Source organism: Salinigranum salinum, from assembly GCF_009176545.1.
GTDB lineage: Archaea > Halobacteriota > Halobacteria > Halobacteriales > Haloferacaceae > Salinigranum > Salinigranum salinum.
Genome location: NZ_VTOJ01000004.1, coordinates 1 through 25,425, shown reverse-complemented (window position 1 = coordinate 25,425; position 25,425 = coordinate 1). Strand labels below are relative to the sequence as shown.

General features: G+C 55.7%; 15 protein-coding genes and 2 pseudogenes. 7 read left to right on the top strand and 10 right to left on the bottom strand.

Going from position 1 to position 25,425, the window contains the following annotated elements:
- Positions 1-27: 27 nt before the first annotated feature.
- The gene (locus FZP69_RS21875) at positions 28-2,445 is read left to right on the top strand and encodes a DUF262 domain-containing protein (protein ID WP_152043553.1); all 2,418 of its coding nucleotides are present in this window, start codon (positions 28-30) and stop codon (positions 2,443-2,445) included.
- Between the two features lie 99 nt (positions 2,446-2,544).
- On the opposite strand, the gene FZP69_RS21870 is transcribed toward FZP69_RS21875, so the two are convergent.
- The 9 genes from FZP69_RS21870 to FZP69_RS21830 all read right to left on the bottom strand — a co-directional run bounded on the left by FZP69_RS21870 (position 2,545) and on the right by FZP69_RS21830 (position 17,415).
- Positions 2,545-3,093, bottom strand: a complete 549-nt coding sequence (locus FZP69_RS21870) for a TATA-box-binding protein (RefSeq protein ID WP_152043552.1) — start codon at positions 3,091-3,093, stop codon at positions 2,545-2,547.
- Positions 3,094-3,134: 41 nt separating this feature from the next.
- Positions 3,135-3,491, bottom strand: coding sequence for a hypothetical protein (locus tag FZP69_RS21865; protein ID WP_204960115.1), 357 nt, complete (start codon positions 3,489-3,491; stop codon positions 3,135-3,137).
- A gap of 23 nt (positions 3,492-3,514) precedes the next feature.
- A complete protein-coding gene (brxL, locus tag FZP69_RS21860; RefSeq protein ID WP_152043551.1) occupies positions 3,515-5,539 on the bottom strand; it encodes a protease Lon-related BREX system protein BrxL in 2,025 nt (674 codons plus the stop codon).
- Between the two features lie 2 nt (positions 5,540-5,541).
- Positions 5,542-7,965 carry a PglZ domain-containing protein gene (locus FZP69_RS21855; RefSeq protein WP_152043550.1) on the bottom strand — a complete coding sequence of 808 codons (2,424 nt, stop codon included), beginning with the start codon at positions 7,963-7,965 and terminating at the stop codon, positions 5,542-5,544.
- A 128-nt stretch (positions 7,966-8,093) separates the two neighbouring features.
- Positions 8,094-11,825, bottom strand: coding sequence for a BREX-1 system adenine-specific DNA-methyltransferase PglX (pglX, locus tag FZP69_RS21850; protein WP_152043549.1), 3,732 nt, complete (start codon positions 11,823-11,825; stop codon positions 8,094-8,096).
- Positions 11,826-11,863: 38 nt separating this feature from the next.
- A complete protein-coding gene (gene brxC, locus FZP69_RS21845; RefSeq protein WP_152043548.1) occupies positions 11,864-15,478 on the bottom strand; it encodes a BREX system P-loop protein BrxC in 3,615 nt (1,204 codons plus the stop codon).
- The gene (locus FZP69_RS21840) at positions 15,479-16,039 is read right to left on the bottom strand and encodes a BREX protein BrxB domain-containing protein (RefSeq protein ID WP_152043547.1); all 561 of its coding nucleotides are present in this window, start codon (positions 16,037-16,039) and stop codon (positions 15,479-15,481) included.
- Positions 16,029-16,802: a BrxA family protein gene (locus tag FZP69_RS21835; protein ID WP_192918702.1), complete on the bottom strand. Its 774-nt coding sequence runs from the start codon at positions 16,800-16,802 to the stop codon at positions 16,029-16,031. The genes FZP69_RS21840 and FZP69_RS21835 overlap by 11 nt, the downstream gene beginning before the upstream one ends.
- A 7-nt stretch (positions 16,803-16,809) precedes the next feature.
- Positions 16,810-17,415: a BrxE family protein gene (locus FZP69_RS21830; protein WP_152043545.1), complete on the bottom strand. Its 606-nt coding sequence runs from the start codon at positions 17,413-17,415 to the stop codon at positions 16,810-16,812.
- A 72-nt stretch (positions 17,416-17,487) separates the two neighbouring features.
- Here FZP69_RS21830 and FZP69_RS23140 point away from each other — a divergent pair.
- A pseudogene (locus FZP69_RS23140) lies at positions 17,488-17,892 on the top strand (type B DNA-directed DNA polymerase); the annotation flags it as partial.
- Positions 17,893-17,944: 52 nt separating this feature from the next.
- Here the strand turns inward: FZP69_RS23140 and FZP69_RS21825 are convergent.
- A complete protein-coding gene (locus FZP69_RS21825) occupies positions 17,945-18,334 on the bottom strand; it encodes a hypothetical protein (RefSeq protein ID WP_152043544.1) in 390 nt (129 codons plus the stop codon).
- 261 nt (positions 18,335-18,595) lie between these two features.
- On the opposite strand from FZP69_RS21825, the gene FZP69_RS21820 reads away from it, so the two are divergent.
- From FZP69_RS21820 to FZP69_RS21800, 5 genes and pseudogenes are all read left to right on the top strand, one after another.
- Positions 18,596-20,317 (top strand): metallophosphoesterase family protein, encoded by a 1,722-nt coding sequence (locus tag FZP69_RS21820; RefSeq protein ID WP_152043543.1) that lies wholly within the window; start codon positions 18,596-18,598, stop codon positions 20,315-20,317.
- On the top strand, positions 20,317-23,148 hold the full coding sequence (locus FZP69_RS21815) for an AAA family ATPase (RefSeq protein WP_152043542.1): 2,832 nt from the start codon (positions 20,317-20,319) through the stop codon (positions 23,146-23,148). Before FZP69_RS21820 ends, FZP69_RS21815 begins: the two co-directional genes overlap by 1 nt.
- Complete coding sequence (locus tag FZP69_RS21810; protein WP_152043541.1) at positions 23,148-24,392, top strand: DNA double-strand break repair nuclease NurA; 1,245 nt, start codon at positions 23,148-23,150, stop codon at positions 24,390-24,392. Before FZP69_RS21815 ends, FZP69_RS21810 begins: the two co-directional genes overlap by 1 nt.
- Positions 24,393-24,455: 63 nt before the next feature.
- Positions 24,456-25,127 (top strand): hypothetical protein, encoded by a 672-nt coding sequence (locus tag FZP69_RS21805; protein ID WP_152043540.1) that lies wholly within the window; start codon positions 24,456-24,458, stop codon positions 25,125-25,127.
- Positions 25,128-25,425 (top strand): annotated as a pseudogene (locus FZP69_RS21800) (hypothetical protein); the annotation flags it as partial.

Below are 25,425 nucleotides of genomic sequence, written 5' to 3'. Positions count from 1 at the left end.
TACGGCAGCATATAAACAACTGCTAACATGCCGAAGGCGGATCAAAAAACAGTCTCACAGGTCTTTTCGGACGCAAAATTACAAGTCCCACTCTATCAGCGAAGCTACGCTTGGGAACCACAGCAGGTTGAGGACCTCTTGAACGACATCGACTACGTCTATCGCCGGCGCTACGGCTCTCCGAACGCTCGTAGCGTGACTACTGCCCCATCCGATGCGGACAGCAACGACACGAATGGAAATTCAGACGTCTACCACTACTTCGGGACGTTGGTTCTCAACGCAAGAGGCAAGCAGGACATGATGGGGTCAGAGTGGACCGTTTACGACATAATTGACGGTCAACAGCGGCTCACGACGACCAACGTCTTCATCGCCTGTATCGTGGAAGAGCTTGAGGCGATCGCGGATGTATTCGGGACTGCGGGGCTCGGCAAGGAGGATCTCCCGGAAGGTGTCGTTCGCCCTCCTGGCTATCTCGCGACGAATTACACGGAAAACTATCTCAAGCTTGGCGACCGGAAGGAGGGCCGCCATCTGGAGCCCGGGGAACTCACTGAAGCAGCGTATGCAGGACTCATCATCGACCAGGGTGATCCACAGACGATCCTTGACGATGACGAGCGGCTTGTCCCGGAAAAGAAATTAGCCAGAGCGAAAGGAATCATCCAGAAGTGGATTCTTGAGAAGCGGGAACTTTTCCTCGGTGAGGAAGATCTGGAGCAAGCTACGGAAGCGGATCTCCTCGAATACTATACGGCCATCAAGCGGTATACGGGTGTTCTCACCTCCCAATTCAAACTCACCTCCCAAGAAGTAGAGAGCACGGACGAGGCAGGTCGGCTCTTCGAGGCTGTCAACGACCGAGGGCGGGATATCACCCTTGCCGACAAGGTCAAATCGTACCTGATCTACGTCTCCGGCGAATTCGACACGTTAGACTCAGAAGCAGTCGCCCGCCGATTCAACGACGCCGTCGAAACAGTCGCCCAATACGCCACGGACGATGACGATATCGACCAACTGGTTCAGTTCCACTGGGAGCTCTTTACAGGAGAGTACAAGAAAGTCCGCAAGAACCGATCCGGCCCCACGCCAATCCACCGGCGTATCAAGGAATCACCCCGCCATATTCCCCTCGAACGGGATCCAGAAGAGGTCGCGACGTGGGTCAACAACTACGTCGACACGCTCTCGAGCGTCTCCAAATCCTACGTCCAAGCGAATTATCTCGACGTTTTCAACCGGCAAACCGACGTCTCGCCCCAGGTACAGGCTCGCGTCAAGTCCCTCCACAACATCAACTTCTCCAATATCGCGCCGCTCATCATCGCAGCCATCGAGCGATACGATGCTGACAGCCCGGAGTTCGCGCGGATTGCCACGCTCTGTGAGGTTTATTCGTTCCGCGTCTACCAGGTCGCCAAACGATCGCAACGGACCGCACGCCGCGAGTTCAAGGAGGCAGCGCACCGGCTCTACGCCTCCGAGTTCGAGAACGGCTTCGTCGAGGACCTGTTCGGTGAAGCGGTCGTTGACCCGCCCTACGAGAACCCAGCTGTCGCCGTCGACGAGGTGACGGCGTATCTCGACAATTACATTGGCCGGCACTGCCCCGACAACGACTTCGTCGAGTACCTGACGCGGTCGGACATCATCCAGGGGAGCGACACGCGCGGGTGGCCGGGCTTCTGCAACAAGGGTGCGATCCGGTTCCTGTTGTTCGAGTACGAGAAGCACCTTCGCCAGGAGAAGAACACGGATACGTCGCTGAAAATGCTCCCCAGCGTGATGGACCTCGACGAGTTCACGATCGAGCACATCGCGCCGCGAACGCCGGAGACCAGCGCTGCGGAGCTTGAAAATCACGAGGAGAACGTGAATCGGTTGGGGAATCTCGCGCTCCTAGGGCCGAGGGATAATCCGTCAGCGTCGAACGACGATTATGCGACTAAGTACGAAGAGATCTACCAAGACGCGCAGATGGAGATCCTTGGTGATGACCTCCCAGCACCGACAGCGGGCTGGAACGTCGACGCGCTGGACGAACGAGCGCGAGATATCGTGGCCTTCGCCCTTGACCACTGGAGTGGCGAATCGGCGGCCGTCGTTACGATGGCACAGGGAAGTTCCGACGTAGCTGAGGAGGCAGCCACTGATCCGAGGACGGACACCGCGTTTACCATCCGTGATGATGCACAACGGACGTATGCGGAGGACGTCGACGCGGATCCCTCGAGAGTGAAACTCGTCCGGCAAGGTGACGCGGATATGCCGAGTTCCGGCGCCGATGGGGTAACCGAACTCCCACAGTGCTCCTGTGGAGCGCTCTACACTCGCATCTCCGATGGAGAGAATGACACAGAGATGTACGAGTGCGTCTGTGGGTCCTCGTTAGAAGCTCCGAATCTCGCCGGGATCAGTCGGTCGGTTCTCGCTGACTGAGGTAGTGTCTCCCCTCTTTTTGTAACGTCGTCGGCTGGAGAACACTCGTCGTGTCTTACCAAACGAGTCAGCCACATCCATGGCTGTATTTTGGTAAGATTAGTTGGCGAGAAGCCCCTCCACCTTCGTCTGAAGGTGGTTGAATGCCTCCTCTGCAGTCTTGACATCTGCTGCGCCAGTGATGACGGCATTACCATTCGCGAAGACTAACAGCACGGCTGGGAAGTCCGGCGGCCGATAGATGAGACCAGGGAACTGCTCGGGTTCGTACTCGACTGCTTCTAGTCCCAGTCCGATCGACAGCGCGTTGAGGTTCACCGATCGTTGTAACTCTCCCGTACAGACGACGTTCTGGACGGTGAACCCGGTCTCGATGGATGAATTGATGATGTCCAGCCCGTCGAGGGTCTGCAGGAACGCACGGTTTGTCTCGTGTAATTCCTCGAAGCTGGAACAGCCGCTGATGATGTACTTGCCACTCCGGTAGAGGGTGATGAGTGGTCCGTCCTCGACGAGCCGGACGTAGAGGCCGTGGTAGTTCTCGGGATTGTATTCGGTATACGGAACCGGGAGATCAGCCTCGACTTCCGCAATGTCCAGTTCGACACCGATGTCGCCCGAGCCAACGGCGTTCGCGATCTCGACCATTTAGTGCCCTCCGGACGGCGGTGACACAACGAACGCTGCCGTCACAAGATCTGGTTCCTGTGGCGTGACGTGCTTCTCTTGCTTAAATGGGACCGTTCCTCTTCGCGTTCTCGTCGCAGACTTTCGAGCTTCTGTTTCGCGTTCCCAATCGGCGCGGACATATCCGCACCCTGTTCAGCCCGCTGTTGGTACTGCCCCAACCGCTCTTTCCAGTCTTCGATTTGTTCTACGAAGTATCGCTCAGCGTGCTCGCGTTTGATGTCGATCTCCCGTTCTCGCTCGGTTCGAGCTTCCTCGGCGAACGACTCGACATGCGTCCATGCTTCCATCTCTGCGGCCTCGTAGAGGCTTCCAAGAAAATCACTTCGAATGTGATCTTCCCCCGAGAATTGCTCCATTATTGTTCAGCTTCTTTCGATAATTATTCAATATTCATCGCCTTGCTGGCAGCGTTAATCGGGTCACGGTAGAACAACAATTCAAGCTCATCTAATAGTTCATTAGGCACCTTTCCGAGATCGTCCTTGTTCTTGGTGGGAAGCAGCACTTGTTTTGCTCCTGCATCAGAAGCCAGCTGGAGTTTATCGACTAACGAATTTACTTTGATAAGTTCGCCCATCAGACTCGTCTCCCCAAGCACGACCAACCCGCTTCGGACAGGTCTATCTAGTATTCCCGAAATGATGCCAACGAGAAATGCGACACTGGTTCCTTCACCTTCAGCCGCATTCCCTGGATTGAGCACTTGGACGTTCACATTATGATCGTCAAGTGACTCATCAGGAGAGAGTTCGTGCATATTGGCTTTGAGAAAGTCGTACGCCGTCTCAAAGTCCTCTTTCATACCTGACCCGGGAACGCCCGATATGTTCGACTTCCCGTTTCCAGGAAGTGCTTGTGTTTCGAGACGGAAGACGGCATTACGCCCGCCATCCTCACCGATCGTGTATACTGTTCCCGCTCTTTGAGTTCCTTGTGGGATAAGCGTGTCTTCGGCCTCCTCAGGGACAGTAACGTAGACTTCCTCCTTCGTCGCTAGGTCGGTGTATGAGAAGTTCACTGCCCGGTATTCCATCCCGCCCATGCGTTTCAGTTGTTCTTTGACTCGACGCCTACCCTCCATTGCGAATTCGAGGTATTCCACCAAATGCTCCTTCTCGAATTCATTATGAGGGTGAAGGAGTTTGACGAGCCCTGAGACGGTCTTGCGAACTGCCTTCTCGTCCCGCTGGTTGAGATGATCACCAAACGCAAAATACTGGTTGATCACGTCGCCGTAAGTCTCCTTTCGCATCTCTCTGAGATACTCAGCCATGTAATCGACAATGAATCCGTATTGGTCGCCGAAGTACTCAGACTGCATCTTCGGAACCTCCCATCCCGGGAGATAGTAGTGGAACCGGTCAATGAGCGCGAGATCCTGCATGTCCTCGGGGAAGGGTTCGAACAGATGTGACGATTTCAATACACCCTCTACGTCGAGGTCGATGTTGCCCACGTAGACCATCGACGCCTGTGCGGAGAGTTCCTCTGTCCCACGCGAGAAACTCCCGGATTCCATGTAGTCCTTGAGAATCTGCACGGCCTCCGAATCCTGAAACTGGAGCCCTCCGACCTCGTCGAACGCGACGACATCCCACAGACCGACGAGTCCGATTTGTCCCGTATTGAGATTGAGAAACAGCTTCGCAACCGTCGTTTTGCCTCCGGAGACAAGAATCGAGTGCGGGCTCATCTCGCGGTAAACATACGATTTTCCGGTGCCACGAGGGCCCAACTCAACGTAGTTGTAATTCGATTCGCACATCGGGAGCAACCGCATGAGCAACAGGAGTTTCTCTCTGTCGGAGAAGTGGGAGGGGTCGAATCCGACACTCTGGAGGATGAGATCACGCCATTCGTCTCGCGTGAATTGACCCCGACCGTCTTTGACCTCCTCTATGTCCATTCGAGAAACCTGAATCGGCTTGAATTCATCAATGCCGAAGAGGCTCCCGGGTCCGCCTGCGTTCTCCGGTATGTATTCGAGGTCGATTATCGCCCAAATCCCCCCGCCTAACAACTTCTCGTGTTTGGAGACGAGGTGCTCACTGATTTCGACATCATTCAGACCGAGATTCACGAAGGAGCCGACGTACGCATCTGCATTCTCGTCAAGGGTGACATTCACCTTGTCGATGACTCGATAGCGGCCACGCTGCCTGATTTCAGATTTGACAAACTCCGCTTCGTCGGGGCGAACGTAGTGTTTCGAGAGAATATTTTTGACCGTTTCAACCCCTTCTTTGAGTGCTTCCTCGTCATCGGTCGCACAGTACTGGCCGAGAAGATACTCTAAGACGTACGTTGGGACATTCGCCCCCGATTTGATGTCGTGGACGAGGTCCTTCCGGACGACGCGTCCGGAAAACTCAGAGAGCGCCTTTTGATCCAGTTCACTAGGCATAGTCAGATATCAAATCCATCGTCCCGGATTACCATATCAAGTTTGGCTCGCTGACGCTCAAGAACCTCACGTGTTTCCCCATCTATCGCTTCGAAGACGACACTACTCGCGTCGTCCAACTGTCCCGTCTTCAACCGGAGTCGTTCGGTGGTTGCTCCGTGCTGGACTGTCACCTCCTTCGGCTCGCAGACTTCACGATCGTCGGCCGTGGCTTTGAGGATAATCGTCCGGTCGGCCGCGATAGCCATCTGACCATCCGGTTCGATATCGACTGTGACGATATTGTTCGTGACCGCAGTCGGGAACGAGACATTGACATCGAACTGCTGCTCTGCGGCCCCTTCTGCCTCGCTCACAATCGACACACAGGGCACCACGAGTTCCTGCATGGAGATGCCACCGTGGAAGTACCGCATATTCCCGCCAGGTGCAGTGAAACACGCAACGCTCCGAGGGAAGGAAAGCGAGACACCATTGGAGTCGATGTCTAATTTCCGGAGGTCGTCCGGTTCGAAGGTGATGACACTCTGGTCGTCTACTGGAAGCCCCTTGGTCGCTGCAAATCGGCGCTTCAAGACATCCGGGTTCGCGGAGAGTTTGATTTTCAGCTCATCGGGTAGACGCTCGGTGTAAAGGAATCCGTGGTCGGCAGTAATGACGAATCGCCGGTATCCAGCAGTTTTGAGCTTTCTGACGACGCGCTCGACATCCTGAATGTGGTCAGTTGCTTTCGCTAACGTCTGCTCGTCGTTGTCCAGGTTCTCGCCGAGTTTGTCGATGAAGCCGGAGTAGACGACCAGTGGCTGAAGATCGGCCGACTCGAAATCGGTCGCCGGTGCTGTCGAAACGTCGCTGAGGTCCTCTACCTGGAACCCCTCCGTTTCGAGTACAGAGACCCGGTCGTCTTTGATATCCATCGGCTCACCATCAACCGTGACTTCGAGTTCGTTTCCGGCAATATCAAGGCCGAGTTGACCAGGCAGGTGGGCAGCCATTCCGACCTCGGTAATCGAGGGAAGCGCGGCGGAGACATTATCCAGAGAGACCTCAGCGTCCAGTTCGTCCAGATTATCCACGAGTTCACGAGCCAGTTCGTATCGAAGCGCGTCACAGACGATGATCGCGGTTCCCGAGTTGGCTTCGACGTATCGGTCCCAAAACCCTGTCTGTGGAGAGCTGAGAACGGGTTCAGATTGAATTTTGTCCGCAAGGTCTCTGTTGATCGCTTTCAGAAATCGCGTGTAAAACCCGGTGATGACCACTCTCGCGTCTTCCAGACCGTCGATGGTCTGGATCAGCGAACTCGCGCTCTGGATGTAGTTGCGGTAGGCTGCGTCGATCTCCCACCACTGCTCGGTGTACTCTTCGGCCAGTTCTTCAGTGGAGTATGCTTCAGCTTCAATCGAATCGATCGCATCAGAAGCTTTGTCGATGACACGGAGACCGTGGTTGAGAACGGACCAGTAGTCTGCTCGACCGTCGTGGAACCAGAAGCAGTCCATACGACGCTGGACGACGCGTCGGACGGCTGGCACCTCATTCGGGAAGTCGAGTTCTGGTACTGAGTCGAATCGGCCGAGGCAGAGGTGTAGGAGCCCTTCGTCGATGCCTAAGAACGCATCCGAGTGCCAGTCGAGCGATTCGGAATCGACGACGGCCTTCGTGAGGTCGTAGTTGTCCTCGATGTCGGTCGTGTATTCGAGGTATGTCTTGGTTGCATTGCGCTGCCAGAACTCACAGAAATCGGCAGCGCGGTTCGTTTCCGTCGCGGCGAGTTCGGAGTAGCGATCTATCGGAGACCCCGCCTCAACCTCAGCGAAGAGAATTCCTTTGGCGACCTCCATCGGATCCATCGCGTCTCCGATACCATACTCGCCGTAAAGGATCGAACGCCAGTTGTCCTCCTGCTCGTAGCGCTTGATGAGGTCGATGTAGTTCCCCGGCTGCTCGAAGAATTCGACGAGGAAATCTCTCGGACTGTAGTGATTCTGGCTGAAGAGTACTGTGAAGAATGCCTTTTCGAGTTGTTCAGGATCGGTTCCCCACTCACTGAAGTCGTCGGGGATTCGGTCGGTTCGTTCGACAAGGTAGGAGGCTGCGGGATCGTTCGAGACATCCACCGTCGGGCGGTACAGCTTCCCGAGTTTGTGGATGTCTTTGAACCACTCGGCGTCGGATTGTGACTCAGGGATGTAGAACACCCACTGCTCATCGATATCCGGGTCGCGCTGCCAGAGTTCGGCTTTCAGTTCGAGGTAGCTGCCGTCGTAGCGTACGAAGTTGACATCCTGTGCTTCAAGCGCCTCGGAGACTTCATCGATGATCCCCCGGTACTTTTCCCGGGGATCGTACCAGACACGGACTGGATGGCTCGGGAGTCGTTCTTCGAGAAGTTCGTCGATGATTTGCTCTGAGATTTCAGACATTCAACCGACCTCCGTAGATGTATTTTTAGATTTCCAGTATGTCATTGATTGCTTTGGAAGCGGGTTTCCGGGGATATAATACCAAGACGTTCCGCCCAATTGGGATCGTTGACCGACTTATTATCTCTTCAGAGCTTGTCTAGAGGTACAGCCAGCAGGTCGTGTTCGTCCACCTTCTGAATGTTCTCCCAAATACCGGCTTCAAAGTCCGGTTCGAAGCCCTCCTCAATCAGGGCGTCTATGCGGTTACGGAACTCAGTGATGTCGTCGATATCTGCCTGGATTTCTTCTTTCTCCGTTCGCAGGTCGCGGGCACGGTCCCCGTCGGCTGTTTCGAGTTCGCTTTCGATTGCTTCGAGGCGATTCTGTAGTGTGTCGAGTTTCTCATCGATATATTGCCCTCGGAGCTTGGGGAAGGTGTCAGCGTCCATCTTGTGGTAGTATACGAAGCAACTAAACGCACCTTCACTACTTTCGAGCTGCCAGTAAATTGGGATGCGTTGCCCTCGACGCCGATATTCTTTACAATGATGATACCGAAAGAAACTATCTTGAAGCCAATCTGTGAAATCCTTGTTTAAGACCTCCTCTATCTCCGACTCACGTTCATATGGATGATCGAAAATCGAATCAAAACACTCGCGTATGCTTTTTTCGATACTGTTATCGAAATGTGTATCAAAGGTTAGAATTCCATCTTCTACTGTACTGACTCTATCTAGGTTGTTCCACCTACCAAATAACAAGCCGAGGCAGTAAGAAAGAATCCGGCCAGCAGATTTCTTTTTGCGATCTCGGGAATAAGCATCTTGATTCCGTCGGTACAAAACAACAGTATATGGTGAAATCCCGAGTTCTTCCGACACGTCTCTTATTTTTTCTCCCCGTAATTCTTCCAAATCGGAGATGAGCTCAGAGCATTCTTCTTCAGAATATCGATTGGATGATACATTAGTATAGAAATTATATTCATTGAAGTTCAGTTCGCCAATATTGATAATGTGGGGATAATCGAATAGATTATTTGGAGATTCTTGGTAAATTTTTTCGATTGTCCTTTGAGATAGGTCGTATTCTTCGAATATCATATTATCAATAATTCCAGAGATGATTGAGATGTCTGCGCTCGCCAAGTCCATCTCAAAGTGTACACTACCATCAGAGCAGATCGAATCAACAAATGCATCTGGATCGAATTGCATCGCAGATTCAATTAATGAAAATTTATCATTGGCCCGTTTTTTACCGAGCTGAACCAATTCGATTATCCTATCTTGGTGTAGTTCAGGCTCCTTGAATGGCAGGCGATATACATCATTCTGTTTGAAATCCATACTAGGATTGAGACCTTTTACAATAAAGTTACACAGAGACGAATTGAGAAGGCCATTCAAATAATCTATATTTATTTCGTTTGGATACACTATATAAAGCTGCATGCTGCAGAGATCCCCGTCTTTGATTTCTCTAGTGGTGAGATTGGAGCTTTTTTCGATAAACGCGAGCGCACTCTCTCCTAATCTGTCCTCATCTCCAAAGAAATACTGGTGACCGTGTTCGTCACAGTATTGCTTGATGTATTCGCCTTGATCTTTCCAATCTATCAACCATGATTCTTGATCGTAGTACGATGTCTTATTTTCCGATCGAACAATTCTTCGATATCTCTCTCCTATTTTATTATCTGATACCTCCCAATATTTCCTCAAGAAGACACTGTTGTTTCCTGTCTTTATGCCAGATTGCGATGATATTTTTTGTTTTAAACCTATATTTCGTGTTATTGATTGTAGAAGGTTGTCACCGAACCAGTAAACAAATGGGCTTCTGTCAATCTCATCAAATGCGTTTTGATCCACTACATACACATCATCATGTTGTTTGTTCTTTCTATTGAATTCTGTAATCTCATTCAATCCGCTTATTTTATCATCATACTGACTGTACTTTTCTTGTTCATGGGTCATCCGATAGAAACGTGAAGTACTAAGCTTGGAAGGATCTCTATTTCTTAAAATGAAGGGGATTGTGAACGGCCTATCGCTCATTGCAAAACTATGACCAGACAAATGCGCCGCTTCAATGATCTGCGACTCGGAGAGTAATTCATTGCGTATCCCCCGATAACTGTATAAGAACATGAAACTCTCAGGCGTTACCATCGCCACGTATCCACCTTTTGTTACAAACTCGTTGCATCGTTGTATAAAAGCGGTATACAAGTCTCTACCGACTACAAAATTGTCTTTTATGTAATCCTTCACCGTAGTTCCCATTTTCCTGCTACCGAGGTATGGAGGGTTAGACAGAACTAAATCGTATTTTTCAACAAATATATCCATTAGCTCCACGCTTTTTTCAATCTCATCTGCAAACATTTCTTCAAGAGGGTCATTCTGCTCTAACGCTTCCACAGCCAAATCACTCACCTGTTTTAGCAACCGCTCTTTCACCTGTTCCCATGACTCCGCCTCACCTGAATAAGAGACTACAGAAGACTGCTTTGCCAGCCCGTCATCGGTAAACTTCGTCTGCCCTGTGGCGCGCACCTCCTCTAACTCCTCATCGATTATCTCCTCGATACGCTGCTCAATTCGTACCAGACTCCCCCACTCCCGGATGTGCTCGAAACTCCGCCAGACCTGCTCCAACACACGCCCCTCCAATTCCGTCTCAGCCCGCGCCAGCACCTCCTCTTTCTTTTCGCCGTTCACCAGCACGGCGTCAGCCGACACGATATTGATCTGCTCAATATCCACGTCCGGTTCTTCACTTTTCGCCTTCACGTACAGCGACAGTGCCGCCAGCTGCGCCGCGCCGGGGTCGATGTCGATACCGTAGAGGTTGTGCTTCAGAATCTCCCGCGGAATGTACTTCTCCGCAACATCCCCCTGTTCCAAGTACATCTCGTACAGCACATCGAAAGCGTAAAACAGCATATGCCCACTCCCACAGGCAGGATCGAGGATTTTGATATCCCGAACGTTCTTTGCATCCCGATCGATCAGAGATTCTTCCAGCGGGGCAAGGTAGAAACAGTTGTCCTCGTCATCGATATTCGTATCCTCGCCGTGCATTTCCATCCAGAGTCGCCCCAATGAATTGTCTACCATCCACTCTACGATGTACCGGGGCGTGAACAGTTGCGTCTTAGTCGCAACGTCCGTATCCTGGACCTTGTAGTTCTCTTCGTCAATCCGGTCGTCTATCTCTTCGCGTTCTTTCTCTCCGAAGTACTGGTAGACCCATCCCATCGCCTCGTCGGACTCCCAAACCGACTCGTCGATCTCATTCAGTTGTTCTATGACCTCCTCCCGAACGGCGAAGTCCAGATTGATCGCCGTGTGCTCACTCTCCTCGAAAATAACGCCAATTTCGTCAGTGAGTTCTGTGTATGCCAGTTCCAGCGCTGTACTCTGACCCCCATCCTGCTGATCCGTGAGTTCACCAGCGACCTCGTCCACGGTACGGAGCATCTCGGATCGGTTCCCATACTCTGGACGCTCCATCAGCGTCTCAGTCACGAGACCGCGGACTTCGATCGCCTTTAGCGCGACAAGCCGGTTGAGATACGTCTTCGTCGCCTCGCGGACGTAATTCTTCAAGGACCGTTGGTAATCCCCTTCAGTAGCTTCGAGTTCGCGGTCAATTGCCGCGTTGATTTTCCGGCGCGTCTCTATGTCGTATGAATCCAGATGACCGAGTTGTTCGAGGTCAACCCGCTCGTCCTCGTAGACACCGTATCGTTCGAGCTGTCGGTAGAGATCGTCTTCGATCAGTTCGCGGGTGTCCAGTACAGTACTCCGAATATCGGATCGTTCGTCGGCGGTCAAGCCGGCTTGTCGTGTTTCAGCTGCCATTGTGATGATTGGAGAGTTGATTAGGAATGTTTCGGTGGTTACTTGAATCTAATCTCGACGTCGTCCTCGTCGTCCAGTTCCGCCTGTATACGCTCGCGGAGTGCTTCCAGTGCAGGTTCGATATCGGATTCCTCACGAACGACGGTCCCCGAGAGAATACGTCCGGTGTCGATGGTGACCCGACGTGTTTCGTCTTTCTCTTCTCGGATCCTGTCTACCGTAGCCTTCGCACTGTCTATGTACGAATCATCCGTCCGGATGTATTTCTCCAAGTGGTCGATCGTCGGTTGCCTACCGAGATGCTCGTGTTCGGAGACATCTATCGAGATCGACGAGGTACCCTGCAATTCCTGAAGCTCCTCTGTCGCCCGCTCGCACTCTTCCTCGTCTAAGCCCTCAGCATACTCCTCTACCTCTTTGATCGCGGTTTGATACACTTCGTACCGCTTCTCGAACAGTGCCTCGTACTGGTTTGCGTACGTCTGTGCGATCTTTCCGTAATCGGTCTGTGCCTCAGACCAGTTCTCTATCACTTGCTCCGACTCAAGAGTCACTTCGAGTTGCTCGGCGGCTTCCCTGTCCTGGTCGGAAACTGCGACGTGCCGAGAGTCCTCGTCGAGTTCCAGTAACTCACTCCACTCGTTAGTGAGGAATCTTCGGTACCGAGCGAACTCATCGAGGTTCCCTGCCTCGTCGAACTCGTAGACATCCTTGGCCGTCCGCGTGAGGTCTTCGAGTTCCTCCTGATGCTCCAAGAACGCCTTGATCGTACGGGCATCGGTTTGCTTGCCCGCGATGGAATCTAGATATGTTTTTAATTCCGTTAGGTCGCCAGTCAGCGGGAAGGAACAATCCCGGCCTTTCTCTTCGAGTTCCCTGGTTCGCTGCCGCCACGTCTCACACGCATCCTCAATACCGTCGGCGACTTCCGGAACTGTGTCCTGAACCTTCTTGTCGAAGAGTTTGTCGAGGAGGTCGCGTGCTGCCCTTCTGTCGGCCGGAGGGACACCCTCCTGCTTCTCGAAGGTCGTACTGTTGAACTTGCGAATGCCAGTGAATAGTGACTGTGCTTGACTATCGGTGTAGCTCGCGTACACCTTCTCTTTGTAGTTGGCTACGACGGCACTGTTGCGGAACAACATCGCTACGCCGAGCCGAACTGCATTCCGGTTCCAGCCGTACGGAGCAGCCTCAAATACGTCCCGAAGGTCCTTCCCACTCGTGCCCTTGCCGCGTCTGAGTCGGTCGTCGATTTCGTCTGCAATCTCCTGACAAAGGCTTGCCTCGGGGTTGATGTCTCCATCAACGACAAGACTGAGTTCGCGGAAGACGCTCGGAAGCGAACTACTGTTCAGGTTTCCGAACGCGCGTTCGACATCGTCGTCGGAAATCTTGGCCAGTTCCGGTTCGTACTTCGTATACACTCGCGGAATAGCGTTCTCCGTAACTGATTCGAGAATCGTCTCCAGCCGCTTTGACGATCCTTCTGGATCGATCTCATCACCATTATAGATGAGAACGCCGTCTCGGAATGCATTTCTGAACGCCTTCTGGACGTCGTCTTGCAACCGAGAGAGATCTTTTTTCTTCTGCTGGACGGCTTCTTTCTCCTCAGGACTCAGCTGCTTTCGCTCCTTGTCTTCGACCACCTGCCTCACTTGAATGAGACGCTCGATGTCGTCACGGAGCTCCTCGCCGTTCTCTGGTGCGAGCCAGTAGATAGTCGCGTCTTCGGAGAAGCTCTGCGTTTTCAGGGCCTTTTCGTTCACCGACTCGTACAGTCTATAAATCGGCGAATACGCTTCAACAGTGATTTCGCCAGTTTCTGAGACTGTCTCCCCATCGGCCTCGATCGACACATCGAACGTGTCGTTCTTGTAGCCAACCGTGGTCGCGTTCTCGAAGAGGTTCCGGAGAGTCTTCTTCGAGTTTCGCCGGATGTCGCCTGCTCGAACGTCGATACTGGCAATCTCATCCTCAATACCACGTTCTGTCTGCGACAGGAATCGATAGCCCTCATCACTTCGGCCGATGTAGGATGCTTCCAACAGTTCGTCCAGGACCTCCTCAACATCGTCATCGATCGTTCTCGTATCGCCGACCAGTGGGTAGAGTACCGTAGCGATATTCTCCTTGTTGTTCGGTATCCAGTCAAGTTGCTGTAAGAGATAGAGCGCTTTTAACACCTGCCGTGCCAACTCGTCTCTCCCGCTTGGGAGTGATACCTCTTCTATCGTTGTCCGGTCTTCATCACTGATCTCCTCGGCGATTTCGTCGAAGATGATATCGAGGGTGACGAGTGTTCCAATAGTATCATCTTTCAGGTTGTATGGTTCGTTGAAGACACTATGGGTGACGTCGATTAAGGTCCGTTCACGTCCCGTGAGCTTGTCATCCGACCCCCGCCCTCGTAGCGCAGCAAAGATGTTTGGCAGGATTTCGAGCTGATATGGAAGGAAAGGATAACACTCGATGAACTCTTCCTCGTTCACACTCCCGATACTACGGGTCGATTCGAGCTTGTAGTCCTTGCTGAGCTGGCCGCTGTGCGTCGAGTAGAACTCACTGAGTGTTGGAACGACGTCTTCCTTTTTCTGTAGAATCCGTTCCCGGATGACCTCGTCGAGTTCTTCAGATGTGAGGTCAGCGCGATGGTCGAATCGGTCTCCGACTTTCGACTCTTCTTCCTTATGAGCGAGAACACCGGGGACCAGCTCTTCCAGTTTCTCTTGTGAGGTCACTCCGAGCCATAGTTTCCCGTCGCCTTGCCGCCCGAATTCCTCGACGATACTCTGCAATTCCAGCAATTTCTCGCTGTCTTCCCCGATGAATTGGCTGATCTCGTCAAGGAAGACGTAATATCGAGGGTCGCCCTGCTCAGTTTCCTTATTCTCGACGTATTCCAGTATCTCGGTGGTCAACTTCTCCGCGGTGATTACCAAATCTTCTTGAACGTCTTCGATCGCCTGACGGGCGTCTTCCTCGGTGAAGCCAGGATTAACCTCGACCAAGGCATTCACGAGGTCGTTCCGGACAAAGACCGATTGCGTCCGTCGCTGCTCCCAAGGAGTTCCCGTCTCACGCTCGATGATCGATTTGAATTCGTCGTATAACCCCTGCTGTTCCAGATTCTTTTCGATCTCCGCCACCCATGGCGTACCGGCGTAACCGTGTTTTTTATTGAATTCTCTGTAGATTATTTCGGAGATAGATTCGGCCTGAGCCTTGTTTTCTTTCGACCCGATTTGGAACATCAACACCTCCGAATAGAACTTTGACCCGACAGATCGCACCGCCCCTTTGAGCGTCTCGTCTTCTGTTCGTCGGCAAAAGATATCTGCAGCCGAACTCCCATCACCCAATGTCCGGTCCTCCAGCAGGTAGCCCAATATCTTCATGAAGTGGCTCTTCCCCGACCCAAAGAAACCGGAAATCCAGATGCCGACCTCATCGGTGGAACCGCGTTCACTGTCGATAATCGCTTCCAGTAGTCGAGTGAAATTCCGTTCTAGTCCGGCAGTCAGAATGTATTCTTCGAGCTCTTGGGCAACAACCCGCTCGTCCTCTTGTTCTACCTTGACGACTTTATTGATGTCGCGGGTAATAGGTCGCCGAAAGATCGTACCAATTTCAGTTGAGTTATATCCAGACATTTAGATCACCTTTGCACGATAGTACTGGCCTTCTGTTTCGTCAAGAAATCGTACCGTCTTATCTTCTTTGACCGCCGGATAGAATACAATAAGTGGCGTTTTTATGACATTCTCCAGTTGTCCCAAAATAACCGATAGGCTGGAGAACGGATAGAGGATTCCACAGCGATATATTACCGCTGTGTCGTGTCCGTTGATCTCTTCAACGAGAACGTCGATCAGTTTTCCGCGGCTTTCGTCATATTCTTCGAAAAACGCCGAATTCAGCCCCTCTCGAAGATCTTCTGGATTGTTCTTTTCGACTTCTATAACCGATTCCAGCAAATTCTCATCTTGTAGGATGGTGAAAACCAAGTCACGGAGATCAATGAGAGATACAGACAGTTCGTTGAATTTTAACTTCTCAACAAAGGAATCGATATCATCCTCAACAGAGAGTTCTTTCTCGGGTGGATAAGGAAAGACGACGAAGGGGACGCCACTCAGATTGTCTATCGTCTGGCGTTTTTCCAGCACCAATGACTCCAACTCTTGCATGCGCTTATCATAATCAGAACTCATCGATACACCTCATCAGCGAATCGTATTTCGGTTCTAATCGCTCAACACTCCCACGTTTTTCATACTGCACGTGTGACGGACTCACGTCCTGTAATCTTTCTTGAACATCTGCTGGCGATAGTAACAGGAGCTTCCAGTCCGGGTGTTCAATAACTTCGTTAGAAGTAGTCACACCTAGGTCAAACAGGGAGTAGAGAACGTAGAGAACAAGTTCGTTGGGGGGATACACGTACTGAAATTCTTTTGTTGTGTTCCCTTCCATCAATCCGAAATTCTTCATAGCGGCTAAGTAATGCTCAGCCACACTTAGTTTCGTATTGTCAGACCAAGATTCGACTACGGAATAGTCCTCCGTTGAATCTTCCAAGAATTGAATCACATCTTCTTTTTTTATAGAAAGAGTGCCCTTGTGAAATTGGGAATACAGGAATTCGGTTGTGAGATAGTAAACCAGTTTGTCCTGAGAAAACTCATAATAGATCAACCAATCAGTTACTGATTCTGAGATGGGGAGGTTAAACGCACGGACAAGTGGTGTCTCTGTGTATCCACTCTTGTCTATATTGTATCGACTCGCAATTTCAGTAAGAATATCCTCTCTGTACCTTTCGCTTCCTTTCCGAAGTAGATTTTCTTCTAATACAGCCTCCTTTACTGCGTCATAGCTCTCAGCTTCGACATATTTCTCAAGTATGCGTTTTGTCTCCCAAATGTATGCACCGTGACGACCGATCGATGCACTTAGCTTTGAATCATCAGTCATCATTTGATCACTTTCCCAAACTGTAGTACGGGATTTTCAATTCTTGCTTCGTTGCTTCACCATACCCGTAAATGAGCTGCGAAAGAACATCTGCGAGTACCTCCTCTTCTTGAAGATCATCGATAGAAATTGAACCAATCTCGTATGGAGTTCCGATTCCGGGCTCAACGGTCAGCTTGCCTTCCGCAAATGACCTAGTCCAACCACTCTCAGTGATTTCAACAGATTGCTCTGTTAGAATGTCCAGCCCATCGCCATTATCGATTGTATCGATCTCACGCTGAATTTGAGATTCGACGAAGGGACCGAGATCAAAGAGTGAGACGGCTTCTTTGTCGATTGCCTCGTTTTCCACTTTGCGTCCGACTTTCATAGCCAGTTCTATCTGCGATTGCGTAGCGGTCCGCGGGACAGTTTCTTCTAACGCACCTTGACCAAATTCACTGAGAACCTGCGAATCCCACCAGTAATTCGCATCACGTTCACCTACTCGCTCAATCAGAAGCCGAGCTGAAACTATTTGCATCAATAGCGGATTATCCATACCTAGCGATGAGAGTGTCTCAGCACGCAATTTTTCGAAACACGTGAAGAGATTCTCGGATTCAGTCATAGGTGTGTGTTCCGCTGGTCACGTAATAAGTATTGAAGAGTCTCATAGTTCTCCTGATTGGCCCAATGATCGTGTCTCGAGCGATTTGATGCGTCACGGTCACTGGATACGGTCCTCGCATACCTTCGGGACGCAATCGAGCGGCTTCACGCTGTGGAGGTGCCGGCCATGTAGCCTGTTCAACGGAATCGCGTCTCCAAAACCGCCGGAGGACCGTACACAGGATACCCAGAACGTGGTCCAAAGGCGGGCTCGTGATCTAGACCTCGCTCTCTATCCGGGACAGGGTATCGAATACGTCGTCGTCGTCGACGAGAGGTCCTCACGAGACCGTGTTGCTCTCGCTCACGAGGATATCGAGAGCTACGATCCATCCTACTACGAAACCCGGCTTGTCCGTGCCGTCGAGAGCATTCTTCCCCGGTTGGGTGGGACCGAACGGATATCCGCCGAAAACTCAGCAAGACACGAGAGTAGATCTCACCATGTTTGGAACAGTCACCGACGAGTGACTCGATACGGTTCTGCCCTATTCCTGTGGATTCACCGGCGCGATGTACTCGTTCTTCCAAGAGTCCCCTTCCCGCCATTGCCAGTAGTAGTACCTGTACTCCTTCTGGTCGGTCTGTTTGGTCGTCTTGACCGTAATGTACGCACCGCTGGTGGGCACATCCTCGTAGTCAGCTGGGTCCGTCGATACCTCCCGATCTTCGAGATCCTCGAGCTGTTCCTCATCGACCTCTTCCTCGGCACGTCGGCGTTCGAGTTCTTCTTGACGCTGCTGTCGCTTCCACTCGGCGAGTTCCTGAGCGTACGCGGCAACCGTCTCTAACCGCTCGGGGGATTGCTTTTCGAGTGGCTCACGGAGATACTTCGGGAGGTCCGGCGGTGGTGGCTCTCTCGTGAATTCGCGATTCATAGTTACCCCACGTAGCGGGGAAGGCATTAGTCTGTGGGGTAACTTTCACTACTCCGACCTTGAGACCGCCTACTCGGTCACTTACTGCTCTTTCACTTTCACCCCGGCCCCGACGGATTGATTTGGCTACTGTTCAACAATCAAATAGTCTCCACGAATGACCATATTTCGCTTCAACACGTCGTCGGGATCTGTAGTGTCTCATCGATCTGAACACGTAGAAATCGCGTGCGAACCAGTGTCCACTACACTCCCGGTCCAATGAGCTACACGTTTCTCCACACGGCTGACATCCATCTCGGCCACCGACAGTATAACGTCGGCGACCGCGAGACCGACATGTATCTCTCGTTTCGTCAAACGCTCTCCGACGCAGTCGATCGAGATGTTGACGTCATTCTCATTCCCGGCGACCTCTTCGATTCGCGAGACCTCCCGCCAACCGTCCTCAGGGCCGCCGAGCGCGCCTTGCGGGTCGTCCCCGACGACGTCCCCGTCTTGGTCTCGCCGGGCAACCACGATCAAAATCTCAACCGGCGCCAAGTCACCTGGCTCGAGTACCTCGCCGACCGCGGCCTGATCACGCTGCTTCAGTCCGCAATCGACGGCGTCAGCAGCGGGGACCGACCTATCGACGAGCTGTTCCCCAGCCCTGAGATGGCCGCCGGCCAGGCCGGCACTGGCCCCAGCGGCACTATCCCCGGCTATATCGACCTCGACGTGCCCGCCCTCGACGGGCCACTCCGGGTATTCGGCCTGGAGTATCGCGGTGGCTACATCGACACCGCCCTCGAGGACGCCGCTGAGGCCATTCCCGCGATCAACGACCGCGACGGGCAGCCCGGCGCGACGGTGTTGATGGCGCACTTCGGGGTGGCCGACGAAGTACCCGACCTCGGCGCCGCTGTCTCTTACCCCGAGCTCGCCCCGCTCGAGGAGATTATCGACTACCTCGCGCTCGGGCACATCCACAAACCCTACGAGGGCCCCGACGAGGGTGGCCCCGACCGGCCGAACTGGTACTTCAACCCCGGCGCACTAGAGGCCCACGACACCCGGGAGGCGACGTGGCCACTGGGCTACTACGAGACGACCGTCACGCCCGACGGCCTCGACGCCACCCACCACCAGAGCAAGCGCCGACCGTTCTATCGGCTTCGCTTCGACGTCGACGAGTACGACACCTGGCCGGCACTCCGTGACGGCTTCGAGGCCCATCTCGCCGACGAGCAGGATGCCATCGCCGAGCGGTGTGGCAAGACCATCCACCGTGCCGGCGGCGATCCCCGGGGTCCGGTGATCGACCTCCGGATCGACGGCCACCTGTCATTCGACCGCCGTGACCTCGACGTCGACGCGCTCGAACAGCTCGTCGAAGCCGCGACTGGCGCACTACACGTCCAGACGCAGGTGAGCGTGACCACGGCGGACATCCTCGATCTGATCGAGGATATCGACGAGGACGCGGCATTCACTGACACAGGGGCGCTTCGGACGGACCTCCTCGAAGCCGAGGTATTCGAGCAGGTCGCGACGAACACGCCCTACGCGAGCGATGCCGAAGCGATGGCCGAGACCCTCGGCCGGGCGAAGGAACTCGTAATGACCGACAGCGCCAACGGCGAGACGGTTGCGGACTTCCTGCGCCAGCAGCGCCGGCAGGCGTTCGCGGGCGGCGTCGGCGACGTCGAGCACGACTACTCCGAGACGGCCAAGACCGCCGATTCGGGCGGCGTCGACGACGAGACGTTCCGAGCGGTCCACGCCGGCGAGACGGTCGACCCGGTCGAGGCTGCTGCCCGGTCGGCACAGGAGACAACCGATGCGGATGCCGACGACACCGAGGCCGACACGATCGACGGCGGGTCGGACACCGACACCACATCCGCGGACACGACACCCAGTGGCGACGGCGAGACGGCTGGACAGGCCCAGCTCACCGACGTCACTGGTGAGGGAGCTACCACGGAGGGTGAGGACTGATGTACGTCACGAAAGTCGCACTCGAGGACATCAAGAGCTACGAGACGAAGACCACGGTCCATCTCGGTGAGGGCGTCACGGCGATCATCGGTGAGAACGGCGCCGGGAAGTCGACCATCGCCGAGGCGATTGGTTTCGCCTTGTTCGACAGCCTGCCGGACTCGGTCGCGCAGAAGGACTTCGTCCGGCGGGGCGAGTCCACCGGGACAGTCTGGGTGACGTTCGTGACCCAAGACGGCGAGACCTACACAGTCGAGCGGGACGCGGGGTCGAACTCCAGTCGGTACGCAGTGATCGACGAGGACGCTGGTGCCGAACTCGAACTCGACACAAAGTCGGCAGTCGTGGACTGGCTCCGGGCGACGCTCGGGATCGCCGGGTCGGACATCACGCTCTCGGACCTCTGGGAGCACTGTATCGGCGTGCCACAGACTCGGTTTCTGGGGGACTTTCGCAAGACCGAGGCCAACCGGAAAGACGACTTCGACCCGCTGCTCGGGATCGACATCTACGAGCAGGCGTGGGGGCGGTCTGACGGGCCAAATCTCAAGACACCCGTCGACGAGTTGAAGCAACGCAAGCAGACCGCCGCCCAGCGGATCGCCACGCTCGACGCGCAGGCCTCGGACCTCTCCGATGCCCGTGAGCACGTCAGGGAGGCCGAGGAGGAGGTGACCGACCGCGAGGGGGACCTCGCGACCATCTACAACGACCTTGGGGCAGCCCGAGTGGCGTACGCGACGCTGCACGCCCAGAAAGAGCGCATCGACGAACTCCAGGACGAGCATCAGGACGCCCAGCGGAGCGTCGCCGAGGCACGCTCGGAGGTCCGGTCGGCTGTCGAGAAGCTCACTGAGGCGCGTGAGGCAGCCAGTATCGTCGAGGAAACTGCCGAGGCTCACGCAGAGTGGACGCAGGCCGACGAGGCCCTCGACCAACTCCGTACCCAAGCGCGCGAACGAAACGAGCTGGCAGCGGAACAGTCCGAGCGGCGGGAAGCGATGGTGGGGGCCAAGTCGGCATACAGCCAGACAGTCGAGAAAGCGTCGCAGGCTCGCGAGGCCGACGAGCGGATGGCAGAGCTGCAAGAGGCCTACGACCGCTACGAGCAACTCGACGAGCGGATCGACGAGGCACAGGACAGGGTCGACCGGCTCGAAGAGGCCCGCGACCGGCACGCCGAACTCGTCGACGACGAGATCCCTGAGGCCGAAGCCGCTGTCGCGGACCAGGAGCAGGTGATCGAGGATCTTGAGGCGAAACAAGCGCTTGCCGACCGGGTCGATGAGCTTCAGGACAAGCGGGACAGCCTCGTCGCGACGTACAAGCAGGCCCAAGCCAAAGTCGAAGATCTCGAGGAGCAGCGCGACCGGCTGCTCGACGTTGACGTCGATGGAGACGGTGAGGGTGAGGTCGCTGAAGACCACGACCACGACGACACGACGCAGGCGGCGTGTCCGACCTGCCAGCGGCCGATGGACGAAGACCTCCGTGACGACGTGGTCGAGACCATCGACGAGCAGATCAGGAAACAGAAACAGCGGTTCAACGGTGCTCGAAAACAACTCGACTCGGTCAAAGACGAGCTTGAGGCGGCCAAGGAGGCCCAGCAGGCGGTGGCGCGCCTCCCCAGCGAGCGTGACAAGCTCGACCGACTCGAAGGCGACCTCGACGAGCTGGAAACAGCGCGTGACGAGTTGGCCGAAGAGATCGAAGACCTCGACGGGGCCGACGGCCGGCTGGAAGAGTTCCGCGAGGAACAGGCCAATCTCGAGGGCGACCACGACAACTACGAGACCGCTCAGCTCACCTACCAGACGAACAAGAGTGCCATCGACGAGGTCGACAGCAAGCGGGCGGCCCTCGTCGACGCCGCCCACGACCTCGCGCTCGTCGAGCGAAAACTCGAGGCGTACGAGGGACTGGACGACAAGATCGACACCCAGGAGGCGATCAAAGAGCGAACCGCTGAGGCCCACCGGAAGTACATCCAGCACGAGGACCTCGCCGGGAAAGTCGACAACCGGCGGGCAGCACTCCTAGAAGTCTACGACCAGGTCGAGACTGTCGAACGCGAGCGTCGGCAGGTCGAACGCGATCTTCAAGACGCCTGGGACGGGTTCGACGCCGACGAATATGACCGGCTTAGTGCCGAGATCGACCGGCTGAAAGCTCGCCGCGCGGAGTGCAAGACCGAACTGAAGAACGCGCGCGGTGACCTCGACACGGCACGTAGGGAGGTTGAGAAGCTGGAGACTATCGCCGCCCAGCGCGACCGCTGGAAGGAGACTCACACGCAGCTCGAACGTGACATCGCTTTCGCCGAGGCTGTCCGCGAGGGGGTGCGCAACGCCGGGCCGAAGATGCGCGAACTCATCGCGAGTCGGGTGACCGAACGCGCCAACACAATCTATCAGCAGCTCCGGGGGACGGGTCGCGAGAGCCTGACCGTCGACGCCACCTACCTGATCACCGTCCAAGACGGCGCTCAGGAGAAGCCGTTCGGCACCCTCTCGGGTGGCGAAAAGATGGCCGCGGCGCTGGCGGTCCGACTGGCGATTATGGAGCAGGTTTCGCCGGTCGGGATCGCCGTCCTCGACGAGCCGACGGCGAACCTCGACACGGAGAAGAAACAGAATCTCGTCCGGCAGCTCGAACGGCTCGATGGCTTCGAACAGCTGACTGTCGTCTCTCACGACGACACGTTCGACGCGACCACGGAGTACACGGTCAAGCTCGACAAGCCTGACCGGGAGACCCAAGTCGTTGCTGACGCCCAGTCAAGCGGGACTCAGGCCGGGCAGCCCGCCCCCACTGGAGGTGACGACTAGTGCCACTGGGCGACCCGCACGCGGTCTCAGACCAGCTCTACGAACACGTCGAAGACATTCGCTCGTACATCGAGGAGGGTGACACGGTGGCCGACGAGTACCGGGAGGCCCTGCTCAACGAGCACGACCTCTCGGACGCCGCCGAGGTGAACACGGCACTGGACGGAGCCTTCCCCAACGCCCGGCCTACGGACGAGTGGGACACGCTCGACGCACTGGTCGACCCGTTCCCCGAGGCCGCCGAGTGGAGTGCCCACGAGGAATCGGGATCGTGGGCGTCGGAGACATTGCGTGGCCTGCCGGCGATCGCCGTCGACGGCTCAGAACTCGAGCCGACTGACGAGCTGAACGTCCCCATCGGGGTGACACAAGTCGCGTGGCTGGTCAACCACCACCAGTCCCCGCCCGCGCACGAACTCGAGACCGAGACGCAGGTTCTCGCCCCGGAGGACGTCATCGTCGACGCGGGGTCGTACAGCTACGTCGACGCTCAGCAGGTTCAGCACCACCGCTATGAACAGGAGATCGGCACCGTCGTCAACCTCATCGAGCGCCACGCGGATCTTGATCCGCCACCCGTGGTGTTCGTCGACGGGTCGCTGGGCGTGTCGTACGCCAACCTGTTCAGCGACGACGTCGCCGAGCGCTACCAGCGGGCGATGTCGGAACTGCTCGCGGCCAGTCGCCACCACGAGGTGCCTGTCGTGGGCTACGTCGCCGGATCCCGAGCGTCGGACATCGGCGATATGGTCCAGCGGCTGAATCCCTCGGCACTGGGCGATGGCCCGATCGCCCGTGATGCGGCTATCTTCGCGCCGCTGTTAGAGTCGTGGGGGAGTCGCACAGCGTTGTTCGTGAACCGGCGGGACACCTCACTCGATGCTCTCGAGACCACCTACGGGGGCGTCGAGTACGGGTTCGGCGACCGACTGCGGTTCTGTTACACGAACATCGGGGCCGGCGCGAGTCTCGACCGGCTCGAGACGCTGGCGTGGCTGCCCGAGACGGCCGCGCCCGATGAGTGCCCGGGCAAGACGATGTTCGAGTACGCGCTGACGATGGTCCGTGGCGAAGCTGCAGTTGGGCAGGGTTACCCGGAGATCCTCCAGCAGGTCGACGCCGAGGCCGTCCTCACTGGCGGCGACCGGGATAGCCTGATCACGATGCTTCAGCGCCTCTCGAACCACGAGGACCTGGACATCGAATGGAACCCCAAGGCCGTCAGCAAGCGCCGGCGCCGATGATCATGCACGAGCGACGCCCTCCGCGACCGGTCCCCTCAGCCAACCCGCCACACATCGCACATCATGACTGATCTCCTCGACACCAACCCCACGATCGCGAGTATCGCCCAGTCGAACAGCCTGATGGACTACAGCGCCACGGTCGTCACCGAAAACGACGCCAGTGACCGGCCGGCGGTCGACGACTACCCGTTCGGCCAGCCCGTTCTCGTCCCTGTAGCCAGTCGTGAAGGCGAGCGCGTCGCCGTCAGCGTCGTCTACACCACGCAGATCGTCGACCCGGGGATGGGTGGTGTCGGACCGTCGCTGGGATCGGGTGACGTCACGAGCGAGTTCAAGCCGAACCTCGTCAGCGAGCCCACCACGGTACTCGGGATCGCCGTCCTCGGGACGGCCACGCTCGATGACAGCGCCGACGGTGGGATCGCAGCCCCAGACCACGGCATCCCTCGCTACACGCTCCAGCACGGCGCCCATGTCGTCCAAGCACCGCCCGAGACCTTCGCCGCCTTCCACCGATCCGATGGCGAGACACCGCCCAGTGGCGCCGCGGATGGCGACGTTCGACTGGCGTACTATCCGCGATTGGTGGAGGTGGCCGGCGGGTTCGCCGCCGAGCTCGTCGAGGCGATCACTGACCGGCTCCGTGCCACTACCACGGGCCAGGACGACCTCCTCGGTGTGATAGAACGGAAGGTCGCCCAGCAGGCCGCGCAGGAACGGGGGGTCCTGTAGATGGCCGTCGACGACCAACGGAAGACGCCTATCACGCCCGAGGCACTGGCCACCGAACCGGTGCTCGGGACGGTCATCGAACCCGGCCCCGAGGCCGGGTCGTTCGTGTTCGCGACGCCAGACGACCAGCAGGCAAAGACCGGCGAGTTCGTCGCCTACGCCCAGCCACTGGTCGGCGACGACGGTGCCGTCCAGCGCGTCGTGTTTGCCCGGGTTGCCGAGCGCGAGCAGGTCGACACGCTCCCGACGGCGTTTATGTCGAACCCCGACGTGGCGCCCCGTCGCGTCGCCGCCGCGC

Excerpts from the sequence above, each read along its gene's own strand:
- FZP69_RS21855 (WP_152043550.1), bottom strand. The coding sequence starts at position 7,965 with ATGTCTGAAATCTCAGAGCAAATCATCGACGAACTTCTCGAAGAACGA.
- FZP69_RS21805 (WP_152043540.1), top strand. The coding sequence starts at position 24,456 with ATGACTGATCTCCTCGACACCAACCCCACGATCGCGAGTATCGCCCAG.
- brxC (WP_152043548.1), bottom strand. The coding sequence starts at position 15,478 with ATGTCTGGATATAACTCAACTGAAATTGGTACGATCTTTCGGCGACCT.
- FZP69_RS21875 (WP_152043553.1), top strand. The coding sequence starts at position 28 with ATGCCGAAGGCGGATCAAAAAACAGTCTCACAGGTCTTTTCGGACGCA.
- brxL (WP_152043551.1), bottom strand. The coding sequence starts at position 5,539 with ATGCCTAGTGAACTGGATCAAAAGGCGCTCTCTGAGTTTTCCGGACGC.
- FZP69_RS21840 (WP_152043547.1), bottom strand. The coding sequence starts at position 16,039 with ATGAGTTCTGATTATGATAAGCGCATGCAAGAGTTGGAGTCATTGGTG.
- FZP69_RS21835 (WP_192918702.1), bottom strand. The coding sequence starts at position 16,802 with ATGACTGATGATTCAAAGCTAAGTGCATCGATCGGTCGTCACGGTGCA.
- FZP69_RS21870 (WP_152043552.1), bottom strand. The coding sequence starts at position 3,093 with ATGGTCGAGATCGCGAACGCCGTTGGCTCGGGCGACATCGGTGTCGAA.
- FZP69_RS21825 (WP_152043544.1), bottom strand. The coding sequence starts at position 18,334 with ATGAATCGCGAATTCACGAGAGAGCCACCACCGCCGGACCTCCCGAAG.
- pglX (WP_152043549.1), bottom strand. The coding sequence starts at position 11,825 with ATGGCAGCTGAAACACGACAAGCCGGCTTGACCGCCGACGAACGATCC.
- FZP69_RS21830 (WP_152043545.1), bottom strand. The coding sequence starts at position 17,415 with ATGACTGAATCCGAGAATCTCTTCACGTGTTTCGAAAAATTGCGTGCT.
- FZP69_RS21815 (WP_152043542.1), top strand. The coding sequence starts at position 20,317 with ATGTACGTCACGAAAGTCGCACTCGAGGACATCAAGAGCTACGAGACG.
- FZP69_RS21865 (WP_204960115.1), bottom strand. The coding sequence starts at position 3,491 with ATGGAGCAATTCTCGGGGGAAGATCACATTCGAAGTGATTTTCTTGGA.
- FZP69_RS21820 (WP_152043543.1), top strand. The coding sequence starts at position 18,596 with ATGAGCTACACGTTTCTCCACACGGCTGACATCCATCTCGGCCACCGA.